General features: G+C 45.3%; 19 protein-coding genes. 4 read left to right on the forward strand and 15 right to left on the reverse strand.

Annotated elements, in window-relative coordinates:
• Positions 1–65 precede the first annotated feature (65 nt).
• The 5 genes from cydC to IFU39_RS05435 all read right to left on the reverse strand — a co-directional run bounded on the left by cydC (position 66) and on the right by IFU39_RS05435 (position 7,799).
• Positions 66–1,793: a thiol reductant ABC exporter subunit CydC gene (cydC, locus tag IFU39_RS05415; RefSeq protein ID WP_192131575.1), complete on the reverse strand. Its 1,728-nt coding sequence runs from the start codon at positions 1,791–1,793 to the stop codon at positions 66–68.
• Positions 1,790–3,613 carry a thiol reductant ABC exporter subunit CydD gene (cydD, locus tag IFU39_RS05420; RefSeq protein ID WP_192131577.1) on the reverse strand — a complete coding sequence of 608 codons (1,824 nt, stop codon included), beginning with the start codon at positions 3,611–3,613 and terminating at the stop codon, positions 1,790–1,792. The genes cydC and cydD overlap by 4 nt, the downstream gene beginning before the upstream one ends.
• 14 nt (positions 3,614–3,627) lie before the next feature.
• Entirely contained in the window at positions 3,628–4,641 is a 1,014-nt protein-coding gene (locus IFU39_RS05425; protein ID WP_179198615.1) for a cytochrome d ubiquinol oxidase subunit II, read from the reverse strand.
• Positions 4,641–6,005, reverse strand: a complete 1,365-nt coding sequence (locus IFU39_RS05430) for a cytochrome ubiquinol oxidase subunit I (RefSeq protein ID WP_192131579.1) — start codon at positions 6,003–6,005, stop codon at positions 4,641–4,643. Before IFU39_RS05430 ends, IFU39_RS05425 begins: the two co-directional genes overlap by 1 nt.
• A 399-nt stretch (positions 6,006–6,404) precedes the next feature.
• The gene (locus IFU39_RS05435) at positions 6,405–7,799 is read right to left on the reverse strand and encodes an MFS transporter (RefSeq protein ID WP_192131581.1); all 1,395 of its coding nucleotides are present in this window, start codon (positions 7,797–7,799) and stop codon (positions 6,405–6,407) included.
• Between the two features lie 109 nt (positions 7,800–7,908).
• Here IFU39_RS05435 and IFU39_RS05440 point away from each other — a divergent pair, with 109 nt between their 5' ends.
• Together IFU39_RS05440 and IFU39_RS05445 are read left to right on the forward strand one after the other, a co-directional pair.
• Positions 7,909–8,790: a LysR family transcriptional regulator gene (locus tag IFU39_RS05440; protein ID WP_192131985.1), complete on the forward strand. Its 882-nt coding sequence runs from the start codon at positions 7,909–7,911 to the stop codon at positions 8,788–8,790.
• Between the two features lie 24 nt (positions 8,791–8,814).
• Positions 8,815–9,381: a GNAT family N-acetyltransferase gene (locus IFU39_RS05445; RefSeq protein ID WP_192131583.1), complete on the forward strand. Its 567-nt coding sequence runs from the start codon at positions 8,815–8,817 to the stop codon at positions 9,379–9,381.
• Positions 9,382–9,470: 89 nt separating this feature from the next.
• Here the strand turns inward: IFU39_RS05445 and IFU39_RS05450 are convergent, their stop codons facing one another.
• The 5 genes from IFU39_RS05450 to IFU39_RS05470 all read right to left on the reverse strand — a co-directional run bounded on the left by IFU39_RS05450 (position 9,471) and on the right by IFU39_RS05470 (position 15,367).
• Positions 9,471–10,442 (reverse strand): hypothetical protein, encoded by a 972-nt coding sequence (locus tag IFU39_RS05450; RefSeq protein ID WP_192131585.1) that lies wholly within the window; start codon positions 10,440–10,442, stop codon positions 9,471–9,473.
• Positions 10,439–10,933 carry an RNA polymerase sigma factor gene (locus IFU39_RS05455; RefSeq protein ID WP_192131587.1) on the reverse strand — a complete coding sequence of 165 codons (495 nt, stop codon included), beginning with the start codon at positions 10,931–10,933 and terminating at the stop codon, positions 10,439–10,441. Before IFU39_RS05455 ends, IFU39_RS05450 begins: the two co-directional genes overlap by 4 nt.
• A gap of 192 nt (positions 10,934–11,125) precedes the next feature.
• A complete protein-coding gene (locus tag IFU39_RS05460; protein WP_192131589.1) occupies positions 11,126–12,706 on the reverse strand; it encodes a histidine-type phosphatase in 1,581 nt (526 codons plus the stop codon).
• A 241-nt stretch (positions 12,707–12,947) separates the two neighbouring features.
• Positions 12,948–13,367 carry a DUF3237 family protein gene (locus IFU39_RS05465; RefSeq protein WP_192131591.1) on the reverse strand — a complete coding sequence of 140 codons (420 nt, stop codon included), beginning with the start codon at positions 13,365–13,367 and terminating at the stop codon, positions 12,948–12,950.
• Positions 13,368–13,387: 20 nt separating this feature from the next.
• Positions 13,388–15,367, reverse strand: coding sequence for a glycoside hydrolase family 2 protein (locus IFU39_RS05470; RefSeq protein ID WP_192131593.1), 1,980 nt, complete (start codon positions 15,365–15,367; stop codon positions 13,388–13,390).
• A 194-nt stretch (positions 15,368–15,561) separates the two neighbouring features.
• Between IFU39_RS05470 and IFU39_RS05475 the strand changes: the two genes are divergently transcribed.
• Entirely contained in the window at positions 15,562–16,764 is a 1,203-nt protein-coding gene (locus IFU39_RS05475; RefSeq protein WP_192131595.1) for an MFS transporter, read from the forward strand.
• A gap of 16 nt (positions 16,765–16,780) precedes the next feature.
• Positions 16,781–17,401, forward strand: a complete 621-nt coding sequence (locus tag IFU39_RS05480; protein WP_197997664.1) for a TetR/AcrR family transcriptional regulator — start codon at positions 16,781–16,783, stop codon at positions 17,399–17,401.
• A 100-nt stretch (positions 17,402–17,501) separates the two neighbouring features.
• Here IFU39_RS05480 and IFU39_RS05485 read toward each other — a convergent pair whose 3' ends face one another.
• The 5 genes from IFU39_RS05485 to IFU39_RS05505 form a co-directional block, all read right to left on the reverse strand.
• A complete protein-coding gene (locus IFU39_RS05485; protein WP_192131599.1) occupies positions 17,502–19,763 on the reverse strand; it encodes a glycoside hydrolase family 3 N-terminal domain-containing protein in 2,262 nt (753 codons plus the stop codon).
• 98 nt (positions 19,764–19,861) lie between these two features.
• Positions 19,862–20,782 (reverse strand): carbohydrate ABC transporter permease, encoded by a 921-nt coding sequence (locus IFU39_RS05490; protein WP_192131601.1) that lies wholly within the window; start codon positions 20,780–20,782, stop codon positions 19,862–19,864.
• 15 nt (positions 20,783–20,797) lie between these two features.
• Positions 20,798–21,739 carry an ABC transporter permease gene (locus IFU39_RS05495; protein WP_197997708.1) on the reverse strand — a complete coding sequence of 314 codons (942 nt, stop codon included), beginning with the start codon at positions 21,737–21,739 and terminating at the stop codon, positions 20,798–20,800.
• Between the two features lie 136 nt (positions 21,740–21,875).
• A complete protein-coding gene (locus IFU39_RS05500) occupies positions 21,876–23,552 on the reverse strand; it encodes an ABC transporter substrate-binding protein (RefSeq protein WP_192131603.1) in 1,677 nt (558 codons plus the stop codon).
• 42 nt (positions 23,553–23,594) lie between these two features.
• Positions 23,595–25,256, reverse strand: coding sequence for an ABC transporter substrate-binding protein (locus IFU39_RS05505; protein WP_192131605.1), 1,662 nt, complete (start codon positions 25,254–25,256; stop codon positions 23,595–23,597).
• Between the last annotated feature and the right edge of the window lie 88 nt (positions 25,257–25,344).

The following is a 25,344-nucleotide window of genomic DNA, read 5'->3' on the forward strand; positions in this document are numbered from 1 at the left end:
ATTAGTAACGTTCTGTAGTCTTTTATGAAAGTACTATCGACACCTTGAGTAGACTGAAATTCCTTTCACGTCCCGACGTCTCCGATCATTTGTCGTTCAATTTGTTTCATTTCATAAAAATAACCTTTTTGCTCCATCAGCTCGGAGAAAGAACCCGATTCCACAATCTTGCCTTGCTCCATGACCACAATCCGATCCATCTCTTCCAATCCCGTAAGCCGATGGCAGATCAGGAGAAGTGTATCTTCAGCAGCTTGTGCAAGAAGATGCTGGAGCACATGTTTCTCTGTGACGTAATCCAGAGAGGACGTTGGCTCGTCCAAAAGCCATAACCGTCCTTTGCGCAGCATGGCTCGTGCCAAAGCCAGCCTCTGCTTCTCGCCATCCGACAGGTTCTCTCCCTTTTCATATACCATGTCGGTCAATGATTTATTGGGCAGTTGCACTTTATCCAGCATAGCCGACAGTTGTTCATCCGAATGTTCTTCTCCATTCAGCAACAGGTTGTCCCGGATGGTTCCCCGGAAGAAATGACTTTGCTGCAACACAACATTTGTCCTTTTCCATATGCTCTCTTCATTCAGTTCCTGCACCGGAACATCGTTTAATCGTATATCGCCTGATGTTGGTGCACGCAGCTTGAGTAACAAATCGATAATCGTTGACTTACCTGACCCGCTCGGCCCGACAATCGCTGTTTTGGAGCCTGCTGCAAGTTGCAGGGAGAGTTCCTTCAGCGCCGGTCTCCATTCCCCTTCGTATTGAAAGCTAACACCGGATAGTTCAATCGAAACCGCCTGATCGGCTGACACTTCACCGCTTGGCTGTACAGGTTGCACATCGGAGGTTGGCACCGTTTCCGCCAATCGCTGAGCGGCGTGTTCACTGTCCTGCTTGTATAGAGGTAATATAGCCATTGCCGCAGCTTCTTCGAACACGGTCTGCGTGGCCAGGATCAGCATGGCGAGAAATACACCGGCAAACGCTCCATTCACAATTAAGAAGGCGCTGAGTGCTAGCACTCCCCATGTAACGAGATATGTCACAAAAACGTGCATGGATTGCCCGCGCAACAGGTGCGAAGCGGCTTGCTTCTGTTCCGTTGCCAATGCAGCGGAAGCCTGCTGAAGCTGTTGCTCACGCTGTTCCAATTGGCCGTATACTTTCAAATCCCGGAAACCATACAACACTTCGGTTACTTCCGTGGACAGCAAGGCCCGTTGCTGGCGGACACGGCCGTGTATTTTTCGCTGACCTATCAAGACAACACCTGGTACGACAAAAGCCGTTATCAGCATACCTAGGACTAACAAACACGCAATCCAGATCGAAAAGGCCGAAGTGAACAGCATGGTAGCTAAAAACACCATAACGACCATGATGGGTGGATACGCGACCCGCAAAAAGTAATTTTGCAAGCTTTCCACATCACCCACGATCCTAGCAAGCAGATCCCCGCTTCGGTTTTTATTCAATATACCTGGCGTTACCGGGATCAGTTTGGCAAAAAAGGACGTCCTCAAGCGGCTCAGCATGGAGAATGTCGCCCTGTGGGAATACAAACGTTCTCCGTAGCGGCTTGCCGCTCGAAGGAAACCGAGCAGTTTGACCATGGAAGTGAGTACAATTAAGGTGTACAGCGGTGGCGCAAATACCGTTTGCGATATCATATACCCACTCGCGGAAAAGAGAGCTACCCCTGCTATGCCGGCGATAAATCCGCCCAATATCGAAAGCAAGATATCCTTGCGCTCCTGAATCATCGCTTTTGACAGAATCGTCAGCTCATTCATGCTAACCCTCCTTTCCGTTGTACATCCACCATCTCCGCATATTGAGGCAGGCGCGCCAGAAGTGCTTCATGATGTCCTGAATCCACCAATACCCCATTGTCCATAAACAAAATGTTGTCCGCATGTTGAATCGTATATAAACGGTGTGCCACCGTAATCATCGTTGCCGTTTTGGCTAATGCCGCAATGGATTGTTGCAGTACCCGCTCGGTGTGCAAATCCAGTCCTACGGTGGGTTCATCGAACAAAATAACAGCTGGTCGCTTCAGAAAAGCACGTGCCAAAGCAAGTCTTTGCTTTTCCCCGCCAGACAGCCCCCGGCCACCTTCACCAACAAACGTGTCCAATCCCTGCTCCAATTGTGCAACAACGCCAGCAAGTCCTGCTTCCTCTGCCGCTCGTTCAATTTCGGCTCTGGAGACGTTACGACCCGCCCCAATCGCGATGTTTTCGGCAAATGTACCTGCAAAAATATACGGGTGCTGTGTAATATAACTAACTCGTTTGAACCATGCAGCCTCATCATGGTGTGAAAGCTCACTTCCGTTAACCAGAATCGCTCCCGAATCTGGTTTCAGTAAACCGGCCATGAGATGAAGCAGCGTGGTTTTACCTGAGCCACTTTTGCCTACAATAGCAATCTGTTCTCCCGGTCCAATCAAGATCTGTCCTGTCTCAAGTCCAAAGGAATTCGGTGCGTACTGGAATCGGACATCGTTCAGTTCAATGGTTGGTGGCATTGGAATCAATTCGGCACGAGCTGTACGGATCTCTTCCGTCCTTGCAATTGTATCGACATCGGTTAATTCGCTTTGATCCGATCCATCTTCAGGCTCCGTTTGTGTGCTCTTGATACTTATTTCCTCAAGCATCTGTTCCACCTTGCGAATCGCCCCCATACTGGTTCGCCCGCTGTGAAAAGCCGTTCCTGTATTCTTCAACAGACTGTAAAACTCGGGAACGAGTAACAACACGAGAAAGGCCGTATGAAAGGTCATCGATTTGAAAACAAGTAACTGGATAGCCAGTTCAAGCGCAACAATACCAATGCTTAACATCACGATCGATTCCAGCATAAACGTATTTGTAAATGCAATCTTCAAAATGCCCATGGTGGCATCACGATACCCCAGACTGCTGCGTTCAATTTCCTGCTGCTGACGTTTAGCCCGCCCGAATATTTTCAACGTAACCAGCCCTTGAAGAGAATCCAGAAACGTACCGGAAAACTCAGCCAGTTGCGCGTACTTCTCCTCGGATTTGTTCTTTGTCTTGAGCCCGACCAAGATCATGAACAGCGGGATAAACGGTGCCGTAAATAGCATAATCCAGCCTGTATTGGCGTGCTGCGTAAAAGTAACGACGAGAATCAGAATCGGGATCATCGCAGCTTCCATCATACGCGGCATGTACTGACTGAAATAACTGTCGGCCTCATCCACAGCATCCAAAGCAACACTAACCTTTCCTCCCGTCTGTCCACTCAGGGTTGAAGGCATGGAAGCGCGGGTCAGGTTCTGCAACACAGATGCTCGCATATTTGTCTTGGCGCGTGCTGCCATATGCAAGCCCACTTTCCCATTACCATACGACAACAGTGAGCGTACAGCCATAACAACCAGTAATAGGACAAGCAACAGCATCACTGATGAAAAGGAAACTTTCTCTACAAAGATTCGCTGGACTGCTTCAGCCACCAAGGTGGCCTGGCTTATAATAGCTACACCAAGGGTCAGCGAAATGATCGCAAGGAGAAGTCTGTTTTTTCGTTGTAAAGACATTTGCTGCGAGATCAGATTGGATTTGCCTCTCCTTTTCATTGAACGCTCCTCCTTTATTTTTTCCCTTTGACATAATCTGCATCAAACAGGAACAGTTTGAAGACCAGGATCAGAGAAGGAATTAACAGGCACAGACCACCGATAAACACAACCACTAGCGCAAAACCCATTGCTGGCGGTGTGGCACTGCTCTGAATCGTGATGAATGGATCAAGAATATAAGGATACTGCCCAATGCCGTAAGCGAAAAAGGCTGTGAAAAATTGCAGCATGATACATATAAAAGCTAATCCGTAACGACGACCGTTATATAACAGCCACATGGCAATCATGAAAAATGCAACGGATAGCGCCAGCAGCCACCATAAATCCATCATGTTTTGAAAATGACGCTCATTGTGTTGACCCAAATATATAAATGCAGTCAGCGCGAGAATAATGGTCGGTGTACTCCAGAACAAAGCATAGTTCCGCATGAGCTTCAATGCCGAATGATCCTCTGCCCGAGATGCATAAAATGTCAGAAATGACCCGCTAATGAACAATACCGACACGATGGCTAGACCAACGATGCTCCACGATAATGGATTCGTAAATAGTGCCCAGTAATCCAGGGAAACGGTATCTCCCTGTTTCAAAATAAAGCCACCTTCAGACAGGGTCAGTGCCACTGACAATGACGCTGGAATAAGCAACCCGGTAGCTCCGTATAAAAACAGATATACGATGTTATTTTTGGAACCATAATTCTCAAAGGCGTAGAATGACCCACGAATGGCAAGCAAAATGACGGCTATACTTCCCGGAACAAGCAGCGCGGAGCCATAATAGTAAGCAGTATCCGGAAAGAATCCAACGATGCCAATATAGAAAAAGACAAAAAATACATTGGTGATCTCCCAGACCGGTGATAGATAACGGGAGATCAGACGATTAATCAGGTGATCCTGCTTTGTCAGGCGTGCATAAAAGGCGAAGAAACCTGCTCCAAAATCAATGGAAGCTACAATAAGATAGCCGTACAAGAACAGCCAGAGTACGGATATACCAATCAATTCATAACTCATCAGGCCAGATCCCCTTTCTTGGCTGATTGATCATGCTTCTCTTTCAACCATTTCTCCATCTCAAGCTCAGCGGGATTATTATTGAACAGACGTCTCAATACGAGAACACAGATGACGCCGAGCACGATGTATAGAAGCAAGAAGACGAAAAACAAAATTCTTACACTCGGTGAAGAAGTAGCGGCCTCTTCCACTCGCATATAACCTCGAATGATCCATGGCTGCCGACCGATCTCTGCATAGAACCAACCCATCTCAACAGCCAGAAAAGCGAGCGGTGCACTGAGCGCAACCATACGAAGCATCCACTTGTTAAACTGATTTCGTTTCTTCCAGAACACAAACAGGAAGTACAGACTGGATATAGCGAGTAGAGCGAAACCTATTCCAGCCATTAGATCAAACAAATAATGCACAAGTAAGGGTGGATGCTCATCAGATGGAAATTCATTCAGCCCGGTTACCTCGGCATTAAAGTCTCCAAAGGCAAGAAAGCTAAGCACTTTCGGCAAATGAAGTGCGCCTATGATTTCATGTTCAGCATTCAGCCATCCTAATAAAATAAGATCTGCGCCGCTTTCCGTCTCGAAATGCCACTCGGCAGCTGCGAGCTTCTCCGGCTGATGTTCAGCCAAAAACTTGGCAGATACATCCCCAGCTAAGGAATTTAATAAACTGAATACCAGAACAACGGCCATCATGAGGTTCAGGCCTTTTTTGTGGTAGGCAGACACCCCTTTTCTCAACATCGCAAAAGCTGCAATTCCCGCTAACAGAGCAGCTCCTGTCAGATAAGCCGAGCTTAATACATGAAATACTTTGGAGAACGTCGCCGTATTCAGCATCGCTTGTACAGGATTCACTGCCAAGAATTGACCTGCTTCCATGACAAAGCCTTCAGGCTGGTTCATGAATCCGTTCACTGTTGTAATAAAAACAGCAGACATGCCTGCCCCGACGACAATCGGAATGGTCAGCAACCAGTGGATATACGGATTTTTGAACCGATCCCACGTGTACAGATAAATGCCAAGGAAGATGGCTTCAAAAAAGAACGCGAATACTTCCATAAATAGTGGCAGTGCAATAACATTACCGGCCAATTTCATGAAATTCGGCCACACCAGGGCCAATTGCAGCGATATCGCTGTACCTGTGACAACACCAACCGCCACAGATATGACAAATCCTCTGGACCACCTCTTTGCCATAAGTATGTAATGGTGATCCTTCTTCCGAATGCCGATGAACTCTGCAATAGCAATCATCAAAGGTACACCGACACCAAGCGTTGCAAAAATCACGTGGAACCCGAGCGTCAAACCTGTCACCAGCCTGCTCCATAACACCGTATCAATAGCCATTCTTTGTGTTGCCTCCTTTCAAACTCTGTTCAATTTAGAAACATTCAATATCAGCTTTGGCCAAACTCAATGCAGAGTTGCGAAAAATTTCACAAAGTTAGGTATGATGATATCTTGCCACACCTATAATGCGTTTACTCCTGTTTGCCCCCGATAATAACAAGCATTGGATGCCTATTAAAATCTGATATGGATGCACTTAAAGTACTAACCAAGCCTATTAATCAAAATTATTATATCTTTATTTTTACCTAATTCAATCAAAGTCACGTCTTCTACCCTAAACGTTCAAGAAAGGATCAACTCTTTCTGACAACTTGGTGAAAAATAAAAAATACACCCAATGGAGCTATTGATTCATTGGGTGTAAACGTGCTATTGCACGGCAGATTCTCTATTTTACTTGCTTACTTGCTCCGGACTCACCGCACCTGCCTCGCGACGTACGCTCATGATGATCAGTGATGCAGCTAATACCGTAAGGATGATTCCAAGCATCTGAAATCCTGTCACATTAAATGTATCTCCCATGACGATACCAATCAATAACGATGATATGATGGTCCCCAGGTAGCGTGATGTATTAAAAATACCTGATGCGACTCCGATCATTTCTTTGGGTGTGCTTTTGAACAGAGCAGCTTGCATGCCGACCGCGTTTAAGCCGTTACTAATGCCAAATAAAGCCAAGGCAACAATGACAACAAAAATTGGAGAAGTTTCATTCATGAATGTAATGAATACAGAGCCAATGGTCATTAACAATGCTGATACGATCAGAGCTGGCCGTGATCCCGATCTGTCAATCCAGCGCCCTGCGATCGGAGCAATAATGACTGAACATAACCCCAAAGCCAGCATGCTCATTCCTGTATGAACTTCGTTGAGATGACGTACCTGCTTCAAATACGTAGGAACTCCAAAAAAAAGAGCGTAAAACAGGATGTTCACCAGCATGTATTGCACATTCACCCAAGTCATCTCGGGATAGGAGGCAAACGTTCGCAGAGGGATAAAAGGCGTGGCTGCATTTAATTCATGTCGGATAAACATGACGAGTGCGATTAACCCGATCCCCCCTGTCAGCAGATGCCATGTTGAAATATTTCCTGTGGAATTTACTGATAGTAAACCGATGAGCAGAGTTACCAAAGCTACCGTAAACATCAGGATACCTGGTGCGTCAATTAACGCGAGCCATTGCCGAATGGACATGTGACCAGAGATAGACGGAGATTGCTCGTCCTTGGGGATTGTTTTCCAGGCGAACCAAAAACTCGCCAAGACAAACGGAATATTAACCAAGAATATGCTGTGCCAGTCCCACCAATGAATCAATACTCCACCAATAAAAGGTCCAATTGCAGCCGCTCCAGAAAGGAATATCGCCAAGGTGGACAAGGCGGAGGCTTGTTTTTCAGTCACGTTCATTCTGACAATCGCCATTCCAACGGCCACCATCATGCTTGTGCCAATCGATTGAACGATCCGGAATGCGATGAGCCACGAAAAACTGGGAGACCACGGAGCTAGCATGGACGATACAAAAACAATAACAAGACCCATGAGGAAGATCTTCCTGCGGCCAAACAAATCACTACACTTGCCCATGACGGGTTGAGCGACAGCACTGGCAATATAAAATGATAAAATAATCCACGAAACGGCTGTAAAATTAAGTTGATACACTTGTTGTAATCTTGAAATAGCCACAGAAATCATGGAGGAATTCAACGGATTCAACATAATTCCGAGTCCAACAGCTAACATCAATCCTTTATTTCGAACGTTCATCGGTGCATCACTCCTTCTTCTGTTGTTATCTTACTTGAACTTATTCATTTATTCCAACGCATTATATGTTATGATTTGATGAACTAGAAGGAATGAAGGAATGGTGCAAATGGAACTTCTTCAACTAAAATATTTCCTGACGGTGGCCCGATGCGAACATGTTACGGAAGCTGCGGGAAAGCTGCATGTTACGCAATCCTCCCTGAGCAAAACGATACAACGATTAGAGGATGACCTGGGAGTCCCCTTATTTGATCGAATCGGGAGAAAGCTGCGACTAAACGATTTTGGAAGAACATTTCTTCGCCGAACTGAAAAAGCCTTATTTGAATTGGAACAGGGACAACGGGAAATAGGAGACCTCTCCAATCCGGATCAGGGTACACTGCAATTGGCGGTGACTACGGCAAGTACTTTGCCAGGTATACTACGAGAATTTCGCAAAAATCAACCGGACATTCAGTTTCATGTACAAATGGTTTCGTTAGAGAACATGTCCAGACTTCTACATCGGGGCGAGGTTGATTTTGGTCTCTCCTCCCCTCCGATTCAAGGTGACGACATCGAGTGTCAGATACTTTATGACGATCCGATCGTAGTCGCTGTTCCTATGGGTCATCGATATGCAGAACGAAGCAGCATTCAACTAGCCGAGCTTAAGGACGAGTCGTTTGTTGGGGTAAAACAAGGCTATGGTGTTCGTGATATGGTAGATTCTACATGTCAATCCGCTGGATTTGTACCGAAGTATGTGTATGAAGGTGATGAGCCTGCACGATTAACAGCCCTTGTTGAAGCGGAGATCGGTCTTGCATTTATACCAAGCACAGCCAGAAACCCGCATGAACGCATTAGATATCTTCAGGTAGAGGAACATAGACTCGTTCGGGAAATTGCTCTACTCTCGCATAAAAACAGGTATATTTCAAAAGCAGCTTTAGAGTTTCGCAGCGTGGTTATGGAGTATTTCAATGCTATGCCACGAGCATAAATTCAATCCAAAGGAGATGTCATTTTGAATTTAAAAGCAGATAAATTTGATCATATTTCAGAGACAGAACGATTAGTCATCAGAACATTACAGAAAGACGATTATGAGAATTGGTTGAATGAATTTGAAAACCGCTTGCCTTCCCAGCACCGCCATGATAAAGGGAAAATGGATATGAGTGAATGTACATTGGATTGGTTCCATCATCTGGTGGATCGACACCAGGAGTTAGCGCGTACAGATGCCGTTTATGTATTCGGTGTCTTTAGCAAGGAAGATGGCACACATCTGGGTATGGTTGATATTGCAACCTTGGCGAGAGATGATTTTCAATGGGGAAGCTTCGGATATACGATCCATAATCAGTATTGGCGAAAAGGTTATGGCAAAGAAGCTGTGAATGCAGCTCTTCATATTGCATATGAACATCTAAAATTCCACCGTATAGAAGCCCATATTAATCTGGATAATACCCCTTCTGTAAAGTTAGCTGAAAGCGTGGGTATGGAATTTGAATGTGTACGTAAAGGTTTCATACACGAAAATGATGAGTGGACCGACCATTTGGTGTATTACAAAAATTCTAATTAAACGACTCCACCGATAATCAAAAGAGCGGACAAAGCACACTTATGTGCCCTGTTCGCTCTTCTTCATGCATCCTTATCGCTTCCTTCGCCTTACTCCCGCAAGCTGTTCCAGAAAGATTGAAACGCGCCTTTTTCAACTTCGAGAAATGCAGGAACATTACCGTAACGCACCAGACCTTCACCGAACAGAACCAGTGGAACCTGCGTTTTGTCTTCCAGCGTGAGATAGATGATTTTGCGATCTTCTTTGCCGTAGAGATTCTCTTCCAATTCCGGACTCGTTGCAATTGGTTTGGCAGCAGATAACGCAGAGATGAAGCTTTCCAGTGATTCATCCGCTGCTAACGGCTGAAACTGCTGCTTTCCATTGTTCCAGCTATCAAACGTCTCCCATTGTGCCGAAGTAATGTTGCCTTCGAGATGAAACTTGCCGATCAGGTCGGCACCCGTACCAATGGTGATCCCGTTGTTCTTGTCGAATAGTTGAGCATACACCTGACCATCGATTTCGGTGTAAGACATGATGCGGAAGTCCTTATCGTAGCCATTCACCGCATAGATGTCTGCTTCGCCAATGTTGGAAGCAAGCTCTGTGTATTTATCCTGACCACTCAGCTCATGGATGCCGCCAGTTGTTGTGCCAAGCTTCTCGCCACGCAGGTTGAGTGCATTTGCACCTTCAAGCAATGTTGCAGACTGTGTATAGATGTTCCCTCCATATACAACCAGTTGCATCATATCCGCCATCGCGCCTTTCCCCTGTGAATCAGGCAGCTCCATCTTCGGAATCACGACCGGATCAAATGACGCGCCCGGAGTCACCTCTGCCACCTGAGGAGTTGGTGCGCCTGGTCCATTGAATTGTTGCCACACACTCGGTGCAGCCAAGCCAATGCTGGCAGCGATAACAACACTTGCTGCGATGTATAATGGTTTACTTTGACGTTTTGGTCCCTGATGTTGCCTGTTCAAAGCTTGCTCTACCCGTTTTTTCATTTGCTCGTTTGTTCTCATATGATCCACCGCTTTCTTGTAGTTTTGTTTGAATTGTTCTTCGTTCATTGCAGTTCCTCTCCTTCCAGCTCCAGCTTTAACAGCTCTCTTCCTCGTTTTAATCTCATCTTCACCGCTGACTCGCTAATCTCCAGAATCTCGCTGATTTCCCGAATTGCATAATCTTCGTAATAATACAGATGGACCACCGATCTATACTTGAGGGGCAGTGACAGCACGAGTTCGATCAGCGCGTGATCTTCCGGGTTGTCCGTTGTAAGGGCATCGACACCCTCCAGCTTGACCTCCCGTTTGCGCCAGCCTCTGCCTAATAAGGATTTGCAATGATTGGTGATGACCCGGATCAACCATGCTTTTTGATGCTCTGCATCGTTGAATGTAGGGGCTTTTTCTATTAGTTTGATGAAGGTATCCTGAGTGGCTTCCTCCGCATCTTCCCGTCTGCCGAGGTGCACCATGGCAATCCGGAACAGCGTATCCGCGTATGTCTCGTAGACTTTCATCACATGATCGCCCAGCTGGGGCACTGATCGCTGCATGGTTGTTATGCCCTCCTTTATACCTCTAACACTCCTAAGGACGGCATTTGGTCACATTTTGTTTTGGATTTTTTTATTGTTCCATTTTTAGTTAACATGCAAAAAAAGAAAGCAGCTCCATGGAGGGAGTCGCTTTCTTCATCTTTTTCGTCTTCGTCTTTATCTTGTTATAGTCGTATATCGTTTCCCCGACTAGAACTTCTTCTGTAAAAGCTCAATATTATCTTCCAAGCTGCTGTCCAGTTCCACGCCTACCTTCTGCAGTTTGTTTTGGTAATATGTCTTCACATCATCCCATTTATAGTACGGATAGGTCTTTGTTTCAATAGGAAACGCGATTTCTTCCTCATTTCTAAGCATCTTTACGAGAACATCCTTGCCATTGGAGTACAAGATCCATTGGATGTTTGCCCCCATCGGTGAGATGACTGAGCCATTCCAGTTTTGGGTCACGTCCTGCGGTTGGTCGATACTCACATTAGCTCCAGCGATATCCAGGAATGAAGATAGTGGAATGATGGTTTCTGCGTGAGCAAAACGAAATATACTAGCCGTGTCTTTCTGCTGAATGGACTGGTCGGTAGACACGATCAACTCTTTGACCAGAGGTGCAATGATATTCTGCGGCAGATCCGTTGACGTTAAAGATGGACCTTTTTCATAGAAATCATTGATATTGTCAATACTCTCGTACCATTTCAACTGATTATCCGTGAAATACCGCCCGAATTCGAAGTCACCTTCTCCTTTTATATTCGAAGAAATGATGTACAGTTCGTATAAATTAGAAGCAGCCTCGGTTGGGTTGCTGAGCTTCACTTTTCCTTTCTCATCCTTCAATTCAAACTCTCCAGAATTCAATCTCTGATAAAAGTCTTTAGAGAAAAATTGCAAAAGGACCTCTTTTGCATAACGCGTTCCAGTGCTCTGAGTGACATAATCCTCGTATAACTTAACCCATTCTCCATCTTCAACGTACTCATTATACTTTGTCGCTAGGTCGTAGGGCCGTAGATAGGGATCTTTCCCTTCTTCAAAGGCTGAAGCCAGAATTTCCACCTTGTTATCTCCCAAGCTTTCCTCTAATCCGTCAATAAACTGATCTCTGCTCTGCGGCGTTCGATCTTTGAAGGTTGCTTGTGCTATCACTTTTTTATCCGATGTAAAAAGTTCTTTGAAATTCTGCCCAACTCTGGCCCCTATTCCTTTCAGTTCTTCTCCACCCGTAGTGGATAACAAGCCATAATGATCTTTTTCAACCTTCATCAGATTGCCAATTTCCTTCTTCAGCTCTTTGCCCAGATTAGTGATCTGCCCGTCCTTTTCAGCGATGTCTAGCAGTTCAAATAACGTCTTGTCGTACTTGGAACTGGATAGATGCCTGGAACCATGTCTCCCTATGTAGTTGATAAATATGGGTTCATATCCAATAGGAGCTTTTGTATAACTTGTTTCCTTAAAAGGATATGGTGTTTTGGTACCCCGGTATCCCTGCTGATCGTTCATTTTTTGTCCAACAAACACCGATTGGGTGTTGTTATCCCAGTCTACCTCTTGCCCCAAGGCTTCACCAATCGCTCTTGCAGGTACATAAGTGACCCCATTGTAGAGAAATGATTCCCCTTCCACCCTTTGTCCGTTCACAACCACATTAGCTGATTGTTCGGACACTTCGATCATGCGTTTGGAGCCTGCGCCATATACGTCAAACACACTTACAGACGTTAAGATGGCGAGTGATGCTACTGAAATCCCGATTTTTTTGATCATCATAATGAATAGTTTTCTCCTTATTCCGCCTGATATTGGTTTATTTTCGCTCATCATACTATAGGTGAGAAGTGTCTGCGCAGTATCCATCCTATGTTAATTAATTGTAAAAGAATACATATAAATATTGACGTAAAATCTCATACGACAAAAAGAGCCGCTTATTTAGCGACTCTCAATCAGCATAACAGGCTATCTTGCTCCAAGAAACATGAATAAAATAGTTATCACATGTCTCGCATTATCATGGCGCCCTGTATATTTTTATATCTATCCCTGACTCCGTCGGATGACCTTCTCCAATCAACGTTTCACTGTTCAAAAAAGATAAAGCCTTGCTATCCGTAATCATTTTGGGAGAAGTGCGAAATAAAGCAGTTTTCAGCGTTTTATCAATATTTCCGTTATTTTCGATATAAATTTTGCAGGAATGACCTGTGTTGTCGGTCCCTTGGAGCATGTATCTTGCCGATAGCGTATGCGGGTCACCATTCTTCCCGATGATCTGGGTATCCACTCCTCCACCTAGCACCATTCCCTCAAAGTACTTTCCGGTTACGCTGCCTGTAAAAGTAATCATAACAACCGAATCATCTTCGCTATTCTGCAAATCAAATGATTCTTCGATGTTCACATGCACCGTAAACAATTCCTCTAATTTCACGTGTTCCCACCTCCAGTTATTTACGTGTATGACATCAGCGAATCGCTACTCACCGAAAATCCGGTGGGTCTGATGATATCTAAAACAAGTTTGTTCCATCGATTCTCAGGAATGTCGGTAAAGTAAAATACATGCTTCTCCCCAGGTGATAAATCCGGGATGTGTTCAGTAATACAATCACCGAGTTGATCAACCAGTTTAAGTATATACCCAGATATCCGATAACATGGAATGTCATTCCGGTTCTCCACGATAACTACGACTTGGGCCTTCTCCTTTTCCAACTCCACATTAAGGTTAATTGGTGAAGCTAATTGGCGTAAAGCTTCGTAAGAAGGCTTTGGCGTGCCATCTAAACTCATGGAACCATGAACCCGTTGGCGGAGCCTTCCCTCGCCTTCTTCCCCCATTTGCGTTCGATAATCGTTTAGGCTGAAGTATATGAGCGCTGCAATGGCAGGATGCTTCCGGTATTCCCTTGTGTTTTCCACCAAGATTTGTGTACGACGTTCATCCCCGCCCTCAAAAGCAGGCTCACATAGTCCATATTCAGCTACCACGAGAGGTTTATTTGGTAAACCCCTAGTCATATTTTGGATAACCTCCGGCCTGTCCAACTCCCCGTGCCATGTCCCGATATAATCGTTCCACATGACCATGTCACCTACACCCGTGGCATCTTGGGCGGGATTCTCATGCACTGTGTTAGACACATAGTTAATGAATCTCGTGTCATCCAGTCCGTGCACCAGAGATTGGAGTTCCTCAAAATACCGAACCGTAACAGTGGATTGTCCGTTCACCTCGTTGCCGATCCCCCATGCATAGATACAAGGATGATTATAGTGACGATGAACCATTTCTTGGGCATGCTTCATTGAAATATTCAACCACTCATTATTCGGATCTTGTGGTGTCTGCCAATGTGGAATCTCCTCTTGCACCAGTAAGCCGTTACGGTCACACCATTCAAGCAACTTGCTGTCCTGCTGCCAGTGAAAACGGGTAATTACACAATTCGCGTGTTTTATATGATGAAGCATCTCTTCCAACTGCGCTACCGATTCCGCCATGCCACTCATAGGGTTCGATCCTGGCATCCATTCTACCCCCATGAGACGAACCGGCTCACGGTTAAGTAACAATGTATTACCTTCTGTGCGAATCTCTCTAAATCCTACTGCTGTGCATACCTCATCTGTAAGGACACCATCCGAGTATAAAGCAATGGTTACATTGTATAGATGGGGATGATCAAAATGCCACAACTTAAGGTGCTCCACCTTGATGTCCCTAAAGCTTAGGACCTTTTTATCGCCGGACAGTTCCCATTCATTCGAAGTCAACAAGTCTCCTTCAGACGCAATCATCACCTTCAATTGGACAGATCTACACTCAGACTCTTGTACGCGCTCCCACAAACGAATCTCACCAGATAACATGCCGTATGGAGCGCGAGTTCCATCCGTAACGTCCGTGAAGTAAGGGACAGCTTGAAGTTTGGAATAGTCTATTGCGGTTCGACCGCTAACCACTAACGATACACCACGAATGATTCCTCCGTCGTCTGCCCAATCAAAGCTATTGCCCATGGGAAGAGCCGTCTGGCTATTTTCATTATTCACGGATACCACAATTCGGTTGATTGCATCAAAGGTGACTGTGTCGGAGATCTCTATAATAAATGGAGTGTAACCTGATTGAGTATGTTCTCCTGCACGTTTTCCGTTTACCCAAACCACTGCATCTCGATAAACTGCATCAAACTGTAAACGCAGTAATTTCCCTTTCCATTCCAAAGGAGCGTAAAAATCATGACTGTACCATCCCGTTCCACGGAACTCCTCCAACCCGTTTTGCACGTTCCACGTGTGGGGAATCTTAACCATTTCGCCCGAGGGTGGACCTTGTTCATACCATTGTAGTTCCATGCCCTGATTCTCGGTATCTGCCTGAAACAACCATGATTCTTCCAATGAAACTACTGTTCTAGCACTCATTCTGATTCCTCTCTTTCTCATGCTGTTTTTTTAATATGATATAGAAGACTTCTCTGTACGGCCATTCAACATCCGCTGAATGTCATGGACAATCTGGTGACAAAAAAAGATTTACATATTTCCTTCAAATCATTTAAAATGGTTTACACAATGTAAAGGTTAACAAGTTGTAAATGAAGGGGTTAATGACGTACATGAGTACATTACCAAAATCAGTTCGCTTTCCACTGTTCATTCTGATGTTAAATCTGTTTATCGCTTTATTGGGGCAAGGGATGCTCATCCCCATATTGCCGGAGTATTTGAAGCTTTTTCATGCGGGAGGCACAGTAGCAGGATTTTTAGTTGCAGCCTTCGGTGCTGCTCAATTCTTCTTTTCACCTCTCGGGGGACAACTGTCTGATCGATTTGGACGCAAAAGGTTGATCATGGCTGGTATGTTTCTGTCTGTTGTTTCAGATATCATATTTGCGCTGTCAACGTCATTGCCGTTCCTCTATGTCGCACGGTTTATCGGTGGAATCAGTCTTGGTTTAATGGTTCCTGCCAACCTCGCATATGTCGCTGATATTACAACACCAGAGACACGTGCAAAAGGCATGGGCTATTTCGGCGCAGCTATGAACTTGGGGATGGTTCTGGGACCTGGTCTGGGCGGTATCATCGCCGAGATGGACATTCGCATGCCCTATTTCTTCGCAGCGGGTCTGGGAATGATTGCTGCCCTAATGACGCTGCTATTGCCTGAGACACTTCCCCCCGAGAAAAGAACGGTCTCCATCCGTCTTCAAAACGGAGATCACTTGGGCAAGAAAATCTGGAGTTCATTTAAAGTACCCTATTTCAAATACTTGATTGTATTGCTCGTTATGACCTTTGGCCTCATGAGTTATGAGACCGTATTCGCGCTTTTTGCAGAACAAAAATACGGATTCAACGCTGCAACGATCTCCATCATTATTACTCTGGGTGCGATTATCGGTATTATTGTACAAATCTGGCTTTTGGATTGGTTCGTACAGCGAATCGGTGAAGTTAAGTTGATCCGTCTCTCCTTAATAATCACACCCATAGCTTTGTTGTTAATGTTAATTAAGGTCAACCTTGTCTTTCTGTTATTCGCTTCTGCGTTATTCTTTGCCTTTAATTCATTTTTGCGACCTTCGGTCAGCACGTTAATATCCAAAAATGCTGGAGATCGACAAGGTTATGCATCGGGTCTGAATACGACATTTTCCAGTCTCGGAACGGTGATTGGCCCGTTGATCGCAGGACTATTGTTTGACAAAAACATAAACTTCCCGTATATTTTTGGTGCAATTATGCTACTCGCTTCTCTCGGACTTACCTTGAACGCATTTCGTTCGAAGAAAGGACAACGGTATATAAGTGAATGAAAACTGGCATCAACAATTGGGAAATAAACATCGTGATGATTTGATTGCAGCAGGTAAGGAGCTTTTTTTGAAATATGGATTGCTCCAAGTAAAGATTAAGGATGTATGCACGAAAGCTGAACTTAGTAGAGTGACATTTTATAAACATTTTCAGTCTATGGATGAGCTTCTTCTGGCCATTCAGATGCAACTGATTGAACATTTAACGGATGAGGTTAGCCGTGCATCGATGAAGGACATGAACGGGCGAGAACAACTCACGGTGATGTTGAATGCATGGGTTGTTTATGCCCAGGATCATCCAGACTACATCCGGTTTATTCAATTATTTGATATCAACTATGAGATGTATGATTTTAGTCCTGAATTAAGAGAAACATACGATCTATTCAACCAGAATGGGAAAGAAAATCATTTCCTGATGGGCGCTTTATCCCAAGGCGTTGTTGACGGCAGTATTAAGAATCCATCCCCTCCGCTTGATCTGGCTCAGTTTATCTTCACAACGATGATGGCCATGCTCCAGCGCATGGTAACTATTCGTGCTTCTCATGATCATTCATTGGATATGCGAATGACGGAGCAATTTGTGAAGATGCTGCTCCATTTTGTTTGTAGCGAAGAACTCCCCGAGTGAGGGATGGTAGATGGATCGGTGAAACCAATGGTTAGTTAAAAATAAAAAGACGGATTCCGTATGTTGGAATCCGTCTTTTTTGTCTTCATTTAAGAATGACTTAATCCGTTTGTACGGGCAACTGTCCTCCAGCTTTCAGTTGACCAAGCAAAACTTTGATCCCGGCAGACGTGTTTGGCTCCTGCTTTCCATACACTGCAAGCCCTGAACGCACGTTCTGAAGATAGATCATCTCATAAGGGTTACCCAATGACAACAGCGTATATCGCTGATTACTCTGGTTCATCGCATTGATCAAGGATTGATACTCGCTCCATCCGAACTGGCTGGCTACATTCCGGAATTGGTAAGAAGCAAGAATGACATAATTGGCTTTGCCAATTGCCTGGAGCGTTTCATTCATTTTGTCTTGTCCAACAAGTGCAATTTCAGTCTTTAACGACAGGTTATTAGCGGCTTGCAACAGTTGTTTTTCAAGCTGTTTCGCCTGATCCTGCTCGGCTGTGACAATAACAACCCGATCGCCTTGCTGAATCTGATCCGGAAGCACACCTTCGCGGCTACTGAGTATGGTGACCGCTCGCTCTGCGATTTTCTGTTCCACCGCTCGATGCTCCTTCGATCCAATAATACCGTTAAGCTGAGTAAGCTTTTGCGCAAGAGTCTGGCTGCGTTCAAACAAACCATATTTCGCTTTCATCTCCAAGATTCGTTTCACAGATGCGTGTATGGTTTCATCCTTGATCGTTCCATTGTTCACCGCATTCACCAGCGTTTGATGGGCCGCTGCTGAATCTTTTGGCATTAGGATGATATCAACACCTGCGGAAACGGCGCGTTCTACCGATTGATTTTCCCCAAAATGCTCCGCAATGGCATTCATGGTGAAAGCATCGGAAATGATGAGACCTTCATATCCCAGCTCTCCGCGAAGAAGTCCTGTCAGAACTTTTTTCGATAAGGTGGCAGGAACCGGCACACGTTCACCGTCTTTGAGCGAAGTGACATGTTCGTTATCAATGGCAGGAAAAGCAATATGCGCGGTCATAATCATTTCTACACCATTTTTGATTGCAGCCTGAAATGGCTTTAATTCTACAGCATCCAGCCGCTCGCGATTATGAGTTAGTACCGGCATACCCAGATGGGAATCTACCTTGGTATCTCCGTGCCCAGGAAAATGCTTCACTGCCGCCATGACCCCGGATTGCTGCAAGCCCTGTATCGTTGCCAAACCAAGCCGTGTCACCAAATCCGTATCCGAGCCAAACGACCTTATACCGATGATGGGGTTATCTGGATTGCTGTTGATGTCCAGCACTGGCGCAAAATTGATCTGCAATCCCAGTGCCTTCAGCTCCTCCCCCGTCAGCTGACCAGCCGCTTCGGCAAGCGCTGCATCTCCAGTTGCACCCAGTGCCATCTGACCTGGCAGGTTCGTACCGCCTGGTATTCGCTTAATCACACCACCTTCTTGGTCAATGCTAAGAAATAGCGGTATGTCACCTGCTTCTCTTTGTATATCATGTGTGAACGTTGTAAGCTGCCTCACGTCTGCAATATTTTTGTCAAATAGAATGAGTCCACCCAAGTCCTGATCATGGATAGTGCGTTTCAGCCCCTCATTAACGGTCGTTGTCGCTTTACCATTCCATTGCCTAATGTCGGGCATAAGCATCTGACCAACTTGCTCACTTACCGTCATATAGGATATCAGTTTGTCCCAATCTTGTGTCCGAATGGCCGCTTCACGTTCGAAGCGAATCACTCTCGCCATAAATACGGCATATTCAGCGCGCGTGACAGCTTGATTTGGACGGAAAGTGGCATCCGAATAACCACCGACCAAGCCGTTTGAACTCATAATAAGAATGGGTGCTGCCGCCCAATGTTTGTCTGTATCGGTCCATTTTGCGGGATTCTTACCTTGTTCGAGTGAATATGCCCTTGTAAGGAAGGCCGCAGTCTCTGCGCGGCTAAGCGGTGCGTCCGGACGGAAGGTTCCGTTAGGGAAACCACTCGCAAGTCCATTTTTAGCAGCTATCATGATTTCTCGATGGAAAGGGTGTGTAGTTGGAACATCCGAATAGGTTGTGCCTCCCACTGCGCTCTGAAGCTGATCTGGATAAAGCTCCCGCACCATAAAAGTGACGGCTTGTGCCCGTGTCACAAGTGCCTCAGGCTTGAAAATCCCATGGCCGTATCCAGCCACTGTTCCCCGTTTCGCCATATACGTGATGCCATCCTCTGCCCACTTTGAATGCTTTAAATCAACAAACGTTTCTTCCGCAGCTGCCGATCCCACCCCTATAAGTATAGAGCCGAGAACAGCACCAATCATCGTCATCCATTTTACATGCATTTGTTTCACTCCTGTTGTTATCCTATGGATGAATAGACGCTAATAAGGTATCGTTTGTTGCGTTGACATAATTCAATGAAATGATAAGCTGGCCATGACTACCCCTTCACTCCACCAATTGTCATGCCCTGTACAAAGTATTTCTGTAAGAACGGATACACCATCAGAATAGGAACACTTGCAATAATGGTCATGGTCGCTCGAATCGAGGTTGGTGTGACCGCCGTTGCATTGCTCTCGGCAGACTGATAAGCATCACTTGCTGATGAAGTCGCTGAGGTCGTCGAAGTTTGCAGAATCTTCATCAACTCATATTGCAACGTGCTTAATTCTTTATTGGAAGAGTTGTACAGGAATACATCGAACCAGGAATTCCATTGTCCCACAGCTACAAAGAGTGATACGGTTGCCATTGCGGGAATCGTTAGTGGCAGGACAACGCGGATAAATGTCGTGAACTCCCCTGCCCCGTCAATACGGGCTGACTCCAGAATACCTTCAGGAAGACCTTCAATAAATGAACGGATGACAATCATATTGAAGACACCGATTACACCCGGAATGATATATACCCAGAAGGAACCGATCAATCCAAGGTCTCGAATCAGCAGATAACCGGGGATCAACCCCCCGCTGAAGTACATGGTGAATACAAAAAACATCGTAACAAACTTGCGAAGCACAAATTCCTGACGACTAACCGTATATGCTAGCATGGCTGTACAGAAAACGGACACCACGGTTCCAATGACCGTACGCAGTGCCGAGATCAGAGTTGCGTGATATATATCGGATTCGCCAAAAATGTATTTGTAGTTGTCCAGTGTCCATACACGAGGCCATAGATATATTCCACCCCGAATGGCATCATTTGCATTGTTGAAGGATACGGCAATCATATTAACAAAGGGATAAATCGTCACAATCATCAGACATACCATGAAGATGATGTTAATGGTGTCAAACGCTCGATCCCCGGTGCTGCTATTCCGCAAGCGGGATGTGTTTCCTTTTCGCATGGCATAGGCCTCCTTTTAGAATAGTCTGCTCTCTCCCATTTTTTTCGCTATATAGTTCGCTGAGAAAAGGAAGATGAAGCTGACCACAGTTTTGAATATGCCGGCTGCTGTACCCAAGGAAAAGTTCCCCATCCCTAATCCATATTTCAGTACAAAGATGTCCAGATTCTCCGAATAATCCATATTCATCCCGTTACCCAACAGATATTGTGGCTCGAATCCGGATTCCAGAATACTTCCCATGTTCATGATCAACAAGATCACAATAACCGGTTTCAAGCCAGGCAGCGTGATATATAACATCCGTTTGAAGCGACTGGCTCCATCAATCTCTGCAGCCTCATATTGTGCCGGATCAATTGCCGTAATCGCTGCCAGATAGATAATGGTGTTCCAGCCGACATCCTTCCAGACCTCAGTTGCCCCCAGAATACCCCAGAAGTATTCACCTTTCCCCATCCATAGTACGGGACTGTCAATTAGATGAAGCTTCATTAACAGCAGATTGATAATTCCGTCTGGTGACAGTACGGTTAACACAATGCTGGAGGCAACAACCCATGAAATAAAGTGAGGCAGATAACTGACGGTTTGCACAAAGCGTTTAAATATGACATTTTTCAGTTCATTCAACAAGAGGGCCAGTGTAATTGCTGTCACAAATCCCAACACCAGTTTAATGGAACTCATGACAAGCGTATTGCGCAGCACCCGGTAGAAGGTATTGTCTTCAAACAACGTACTAAAATGCTGCCAGCCTACCCACTGCTGATCCGAGAAGGACCTCGCCGGTTTGAAATTCTGAAAAGCCATGGTCCATCCCCATAACGGCAGGTACTTGAAGATAAAAGCCCAGATGACAAAAGGTATACACATCCAGGCAAGTGTTCGTTGTTGCACAAGACGTTTGAAGAACGAATGTGCTCTGGTTCCCTTCGGATTCGAGGCTGGCGGCATCGAGTTAAGGGAGACATTAGGTTTCTCCACGGTGAACCTGCTCCTTTCCTTTGCTGTTATTCATGCGAGGAGAAACCGGAGTTTATTCTCTTTCGTCTTCTCCTCTGCATGTACAGTTTGTTTTAAAGTGTTCGTATTACCATTTTCCTGCGACACGATCCTTCACAACTTTGGTAATCGTCGCTTCATAACCAGCTTTGTCCAATTTGTTCAATTCAGCCATGTAAGCATCCCACAGCTTATCAAAATTCGAGGGTGCTCCCAAGATCATTTCCGGTAAGTATTTACGTTGCAGATCATCCGATTTGGTGGTGAAGATCTGTTCAGGTGATCCTTGCTCAAGGGCGATGGACCATGCGGGGAACCATGGCCGCTCTTCCGGTTTGTTAAATAATTCACTAAAGGTTTGGATACCGTAGGCATCAAGGAACTTCTTGTCTCCCTCGGTGTAAGATGCAGCGGCTACTTCTGGCTGGTTGCCAGGGCTATAAGCGTTACCATCGGTTAGTGTAGATTCACCGCCATATTTCGGCCAGTCTGTGCCAAAGTAGGTGAACCCGAATTTACGGCTCAGCTCCAGATCATCATGGGCTTTGCGTTGATCCTCATTTGCAAAATAAAATCTGCCCTTATCATCCACACTGTACGTCTCGTCCTTGATTCCCCATTGCACCAGAACCTGATTCTCTTCCTTCAGCAAATTATCAAAGTATTTGATGATACGAACAGGGTCTTTGGCATTCACCGAGATACCTGTTGCATAGTTGTTGACAAAGCCGGGAGGATCAACATACTGATCCTTAATTCCTTCATCAAACACAATCGGAAGTGGTGCATAGCGCTTCTCATCAATGCCTGCCGAGAGCAGGTTTTTCGATGCGTCTCCAACCTGCCAGCCATAATTGAAGTATCCTAACACACGACCCGAAGTCAGCTTGGCCAAATACTGGTCTTTGTTCATCGTAAAGGATTCCGGATCAAGCATGCCTTGAGCATTGATTTCATTTAACTTTTGAATCCATTTTTTCTGAGCATCTGTTCCCGCGACGACTTTTGCCTCATGGGTAGTCATGTCTACCATGACACTGCCATCGTTCGGATAACCGGCAAGATGCATCGCTGGATTTTGCAGTGTGAAGAAGTTATTAGCCACACCCGCAAGTGACACAAATCCGATTGTCTCTGCACCATCAACCGTTGGATGTTTTTCCTTGTAATCCTGAATCAGATCAAAATATTCATCCAGTGTAGTGATCTTGGGATAATCAAACTCTTTGAGCACAGATCGTTGAATCCAGAAAGCTCCTCCGCCCACATTTGGACTACCTGAATACTCACCCTGATTAGCCGTATAAGGCAGAGCATAGATTTTTCCGTCTTCAGCATTTTTCATTTTATCGAAATATGGTCCATACACCCTTTTGATATTAGGTCCGTATTCCTCAATCAGATCATCCAGCGGAATATAGGCACCGGCATCCAGTAACTTGGACATCTCACCACTGGAGCTAATGACATCAGGATAGTCTCCACTGGCAATCATGACACCGGCTTTTGTCGCACTATCACCTACGAGATATTCCAACTTCCAGTCCACACCTGTTTGTCCTTGCAACACTTTACCGATTGTTGTTTCGCTTGCCAGAGTATCCTTCTTGCCTGGAGAGAACATGTAATACGAGAACGTGACTGGACTGTTCTCATCATCACCTGTGGCTGAAGGTGATGATGACGAGTTGTTCTGACTGCACCCAGCCAGCAAAACGGTCAGTAATACAGCTAAACCTGCTGTTCTAAATTTTGGTTTTAACATGTGAATATTCCCCCGTTCCGTGTTTTCTCTTATGGATTACACTCACCATTTTCCAGCTACACGATCCTTCACTGCCTGTGTTATCGTAGCTTCGTATGTTTTCTTGTCGAGTTGATTCAATTGACTCATATATTCATTCCATGTGTTCTCGAAAGTGGAAGGTGAATCCATAATCATTTTGGGTAAATATTTCTTCTGGAGATCTTCTGCCTTGGTGATGAAAATCTGTTCAGGAGAGCCCTGCTCCAATGCAATGGACCAAGCAGGAGACCAAGGACGCTCATCCGGTGTGCTGAATAGTTCTGTGAATGTCTCCACACCATATTTCTCTAACAACAGCTTGTCACCGTCCGTGTAACTATAGGTAGCCACTTCTGGTTGATTGCCTGGTCCATAGGCGTTGCCATCCTCCAGTACGGAGTTATTGCCGTAACGAGGCCAGCTGTAATTAAAATAGTCAAAGCCGAATTTACGACTTAATTCAGGATCTTCATGTGCCTTGCGTTGGTCATCATTTTCAAAGTAAAAGCGACCCTCATCATTCACACTATACGTCTCGTTCTCAATACCCCATTGAACCAGAATCTGGTTTTCTTCCTTGAGCAAATTATCAAAATACTTAATAATTCGCACAGGATCTTTGGCATTTACGGTAATTCCGACACCATAGTTGTTCACAAAACCTGGCGGGTCCACATACTGGTCTTTGACACTGTCATCAAATACGATCGGTAGTGATACGTAACGTTTTTCGTCAATACCAGCCTTCTTGAGGTTGTTCGTTGCGTCTCCAACCTGCCAGGAGTAACTGAAATATCCCAGCACCCGACCGGATGTCAACTTGGCGAGATACTGATCCTGGTTCATTGTGAAGGATTCGGGATCAAACATCCCCTGTGCGTTAACCTCGCTCAGCTTCTGAATCCATTGTTTCTGATAATCAGATCCGGCTACCAGTTTGGCTTCATGGCTCTGCATATCCACCATCACACTGCCATCGTTTGGATAACCTGCCAGATGCATGGCCGGATTTAGCAGGGTGAAGAAGCTGCCCGACTCACCCGCAAGTGTGGCGAAGCCGATGGTTTCTTTTCCATCGATCTGCGGATGCTTTTGCTTGTATTGCTCAATCAAGTCAAAATATTCGTCCAGCGTTTTGATCTTGGGATAGTTGAACTCTTTTAACACAGCACGCTGAATATAAAAGCCGGTCTGAAAATTAGGCTCTGACACATAACCGATGTTGGCAGTGTATGGCAAGAAATATATCTTTCCATCCTCCTGTCTGAATTTGTCCATATAAGGCCCGTATACTCGCTTGATGTTAGGCCCGTATTGATCGATCAGTTCATCCAGCGGGATAAAAGATCCTGCATCCATCAATTTGGCCATTTCACCACTGGAGTCGATGATGTCGGGGTAATCCCCACTCGCAATCATTACACCTGCCTTGGTTGCACCGTCGCCGACCAGATATTCCATTTTCCAGTCAACGCCTGTTTGTTCCTGTAACTTCTTGCCAATGGTCGTGCTGCTTGCCAGAATGTCCTTCTTGCCACCGCCAAACGTGAAATATTTAAAGGTGACCGGGGTGTTGTCATTACTGTCAGGATAAGAGGCTTCCGGGCTGGCTTTATTACAACCTGCCAGGGTTACAGCCAGTAAAATGGCCAGACCTGTTATAATGTTTCTTTTTCTAAACATGTAGCAAATGCCCCCTTAAAGTATTGTTTGTGTCTTTAAGCCTTCTCAATATATCAAGATAGCGCTTTCAAAGTTACCCATGAAAGTG

The organism is Paenibacillus sp. CFBP 13594 (assembly GCF_014842675.1).
Taxonomy (GTDB): Bacteria; Bacillota; Bacilli; order Paenibacillales; family Paenibacillaceae; genus Paenibacillus; species Paenibacillus amylolyticus_B.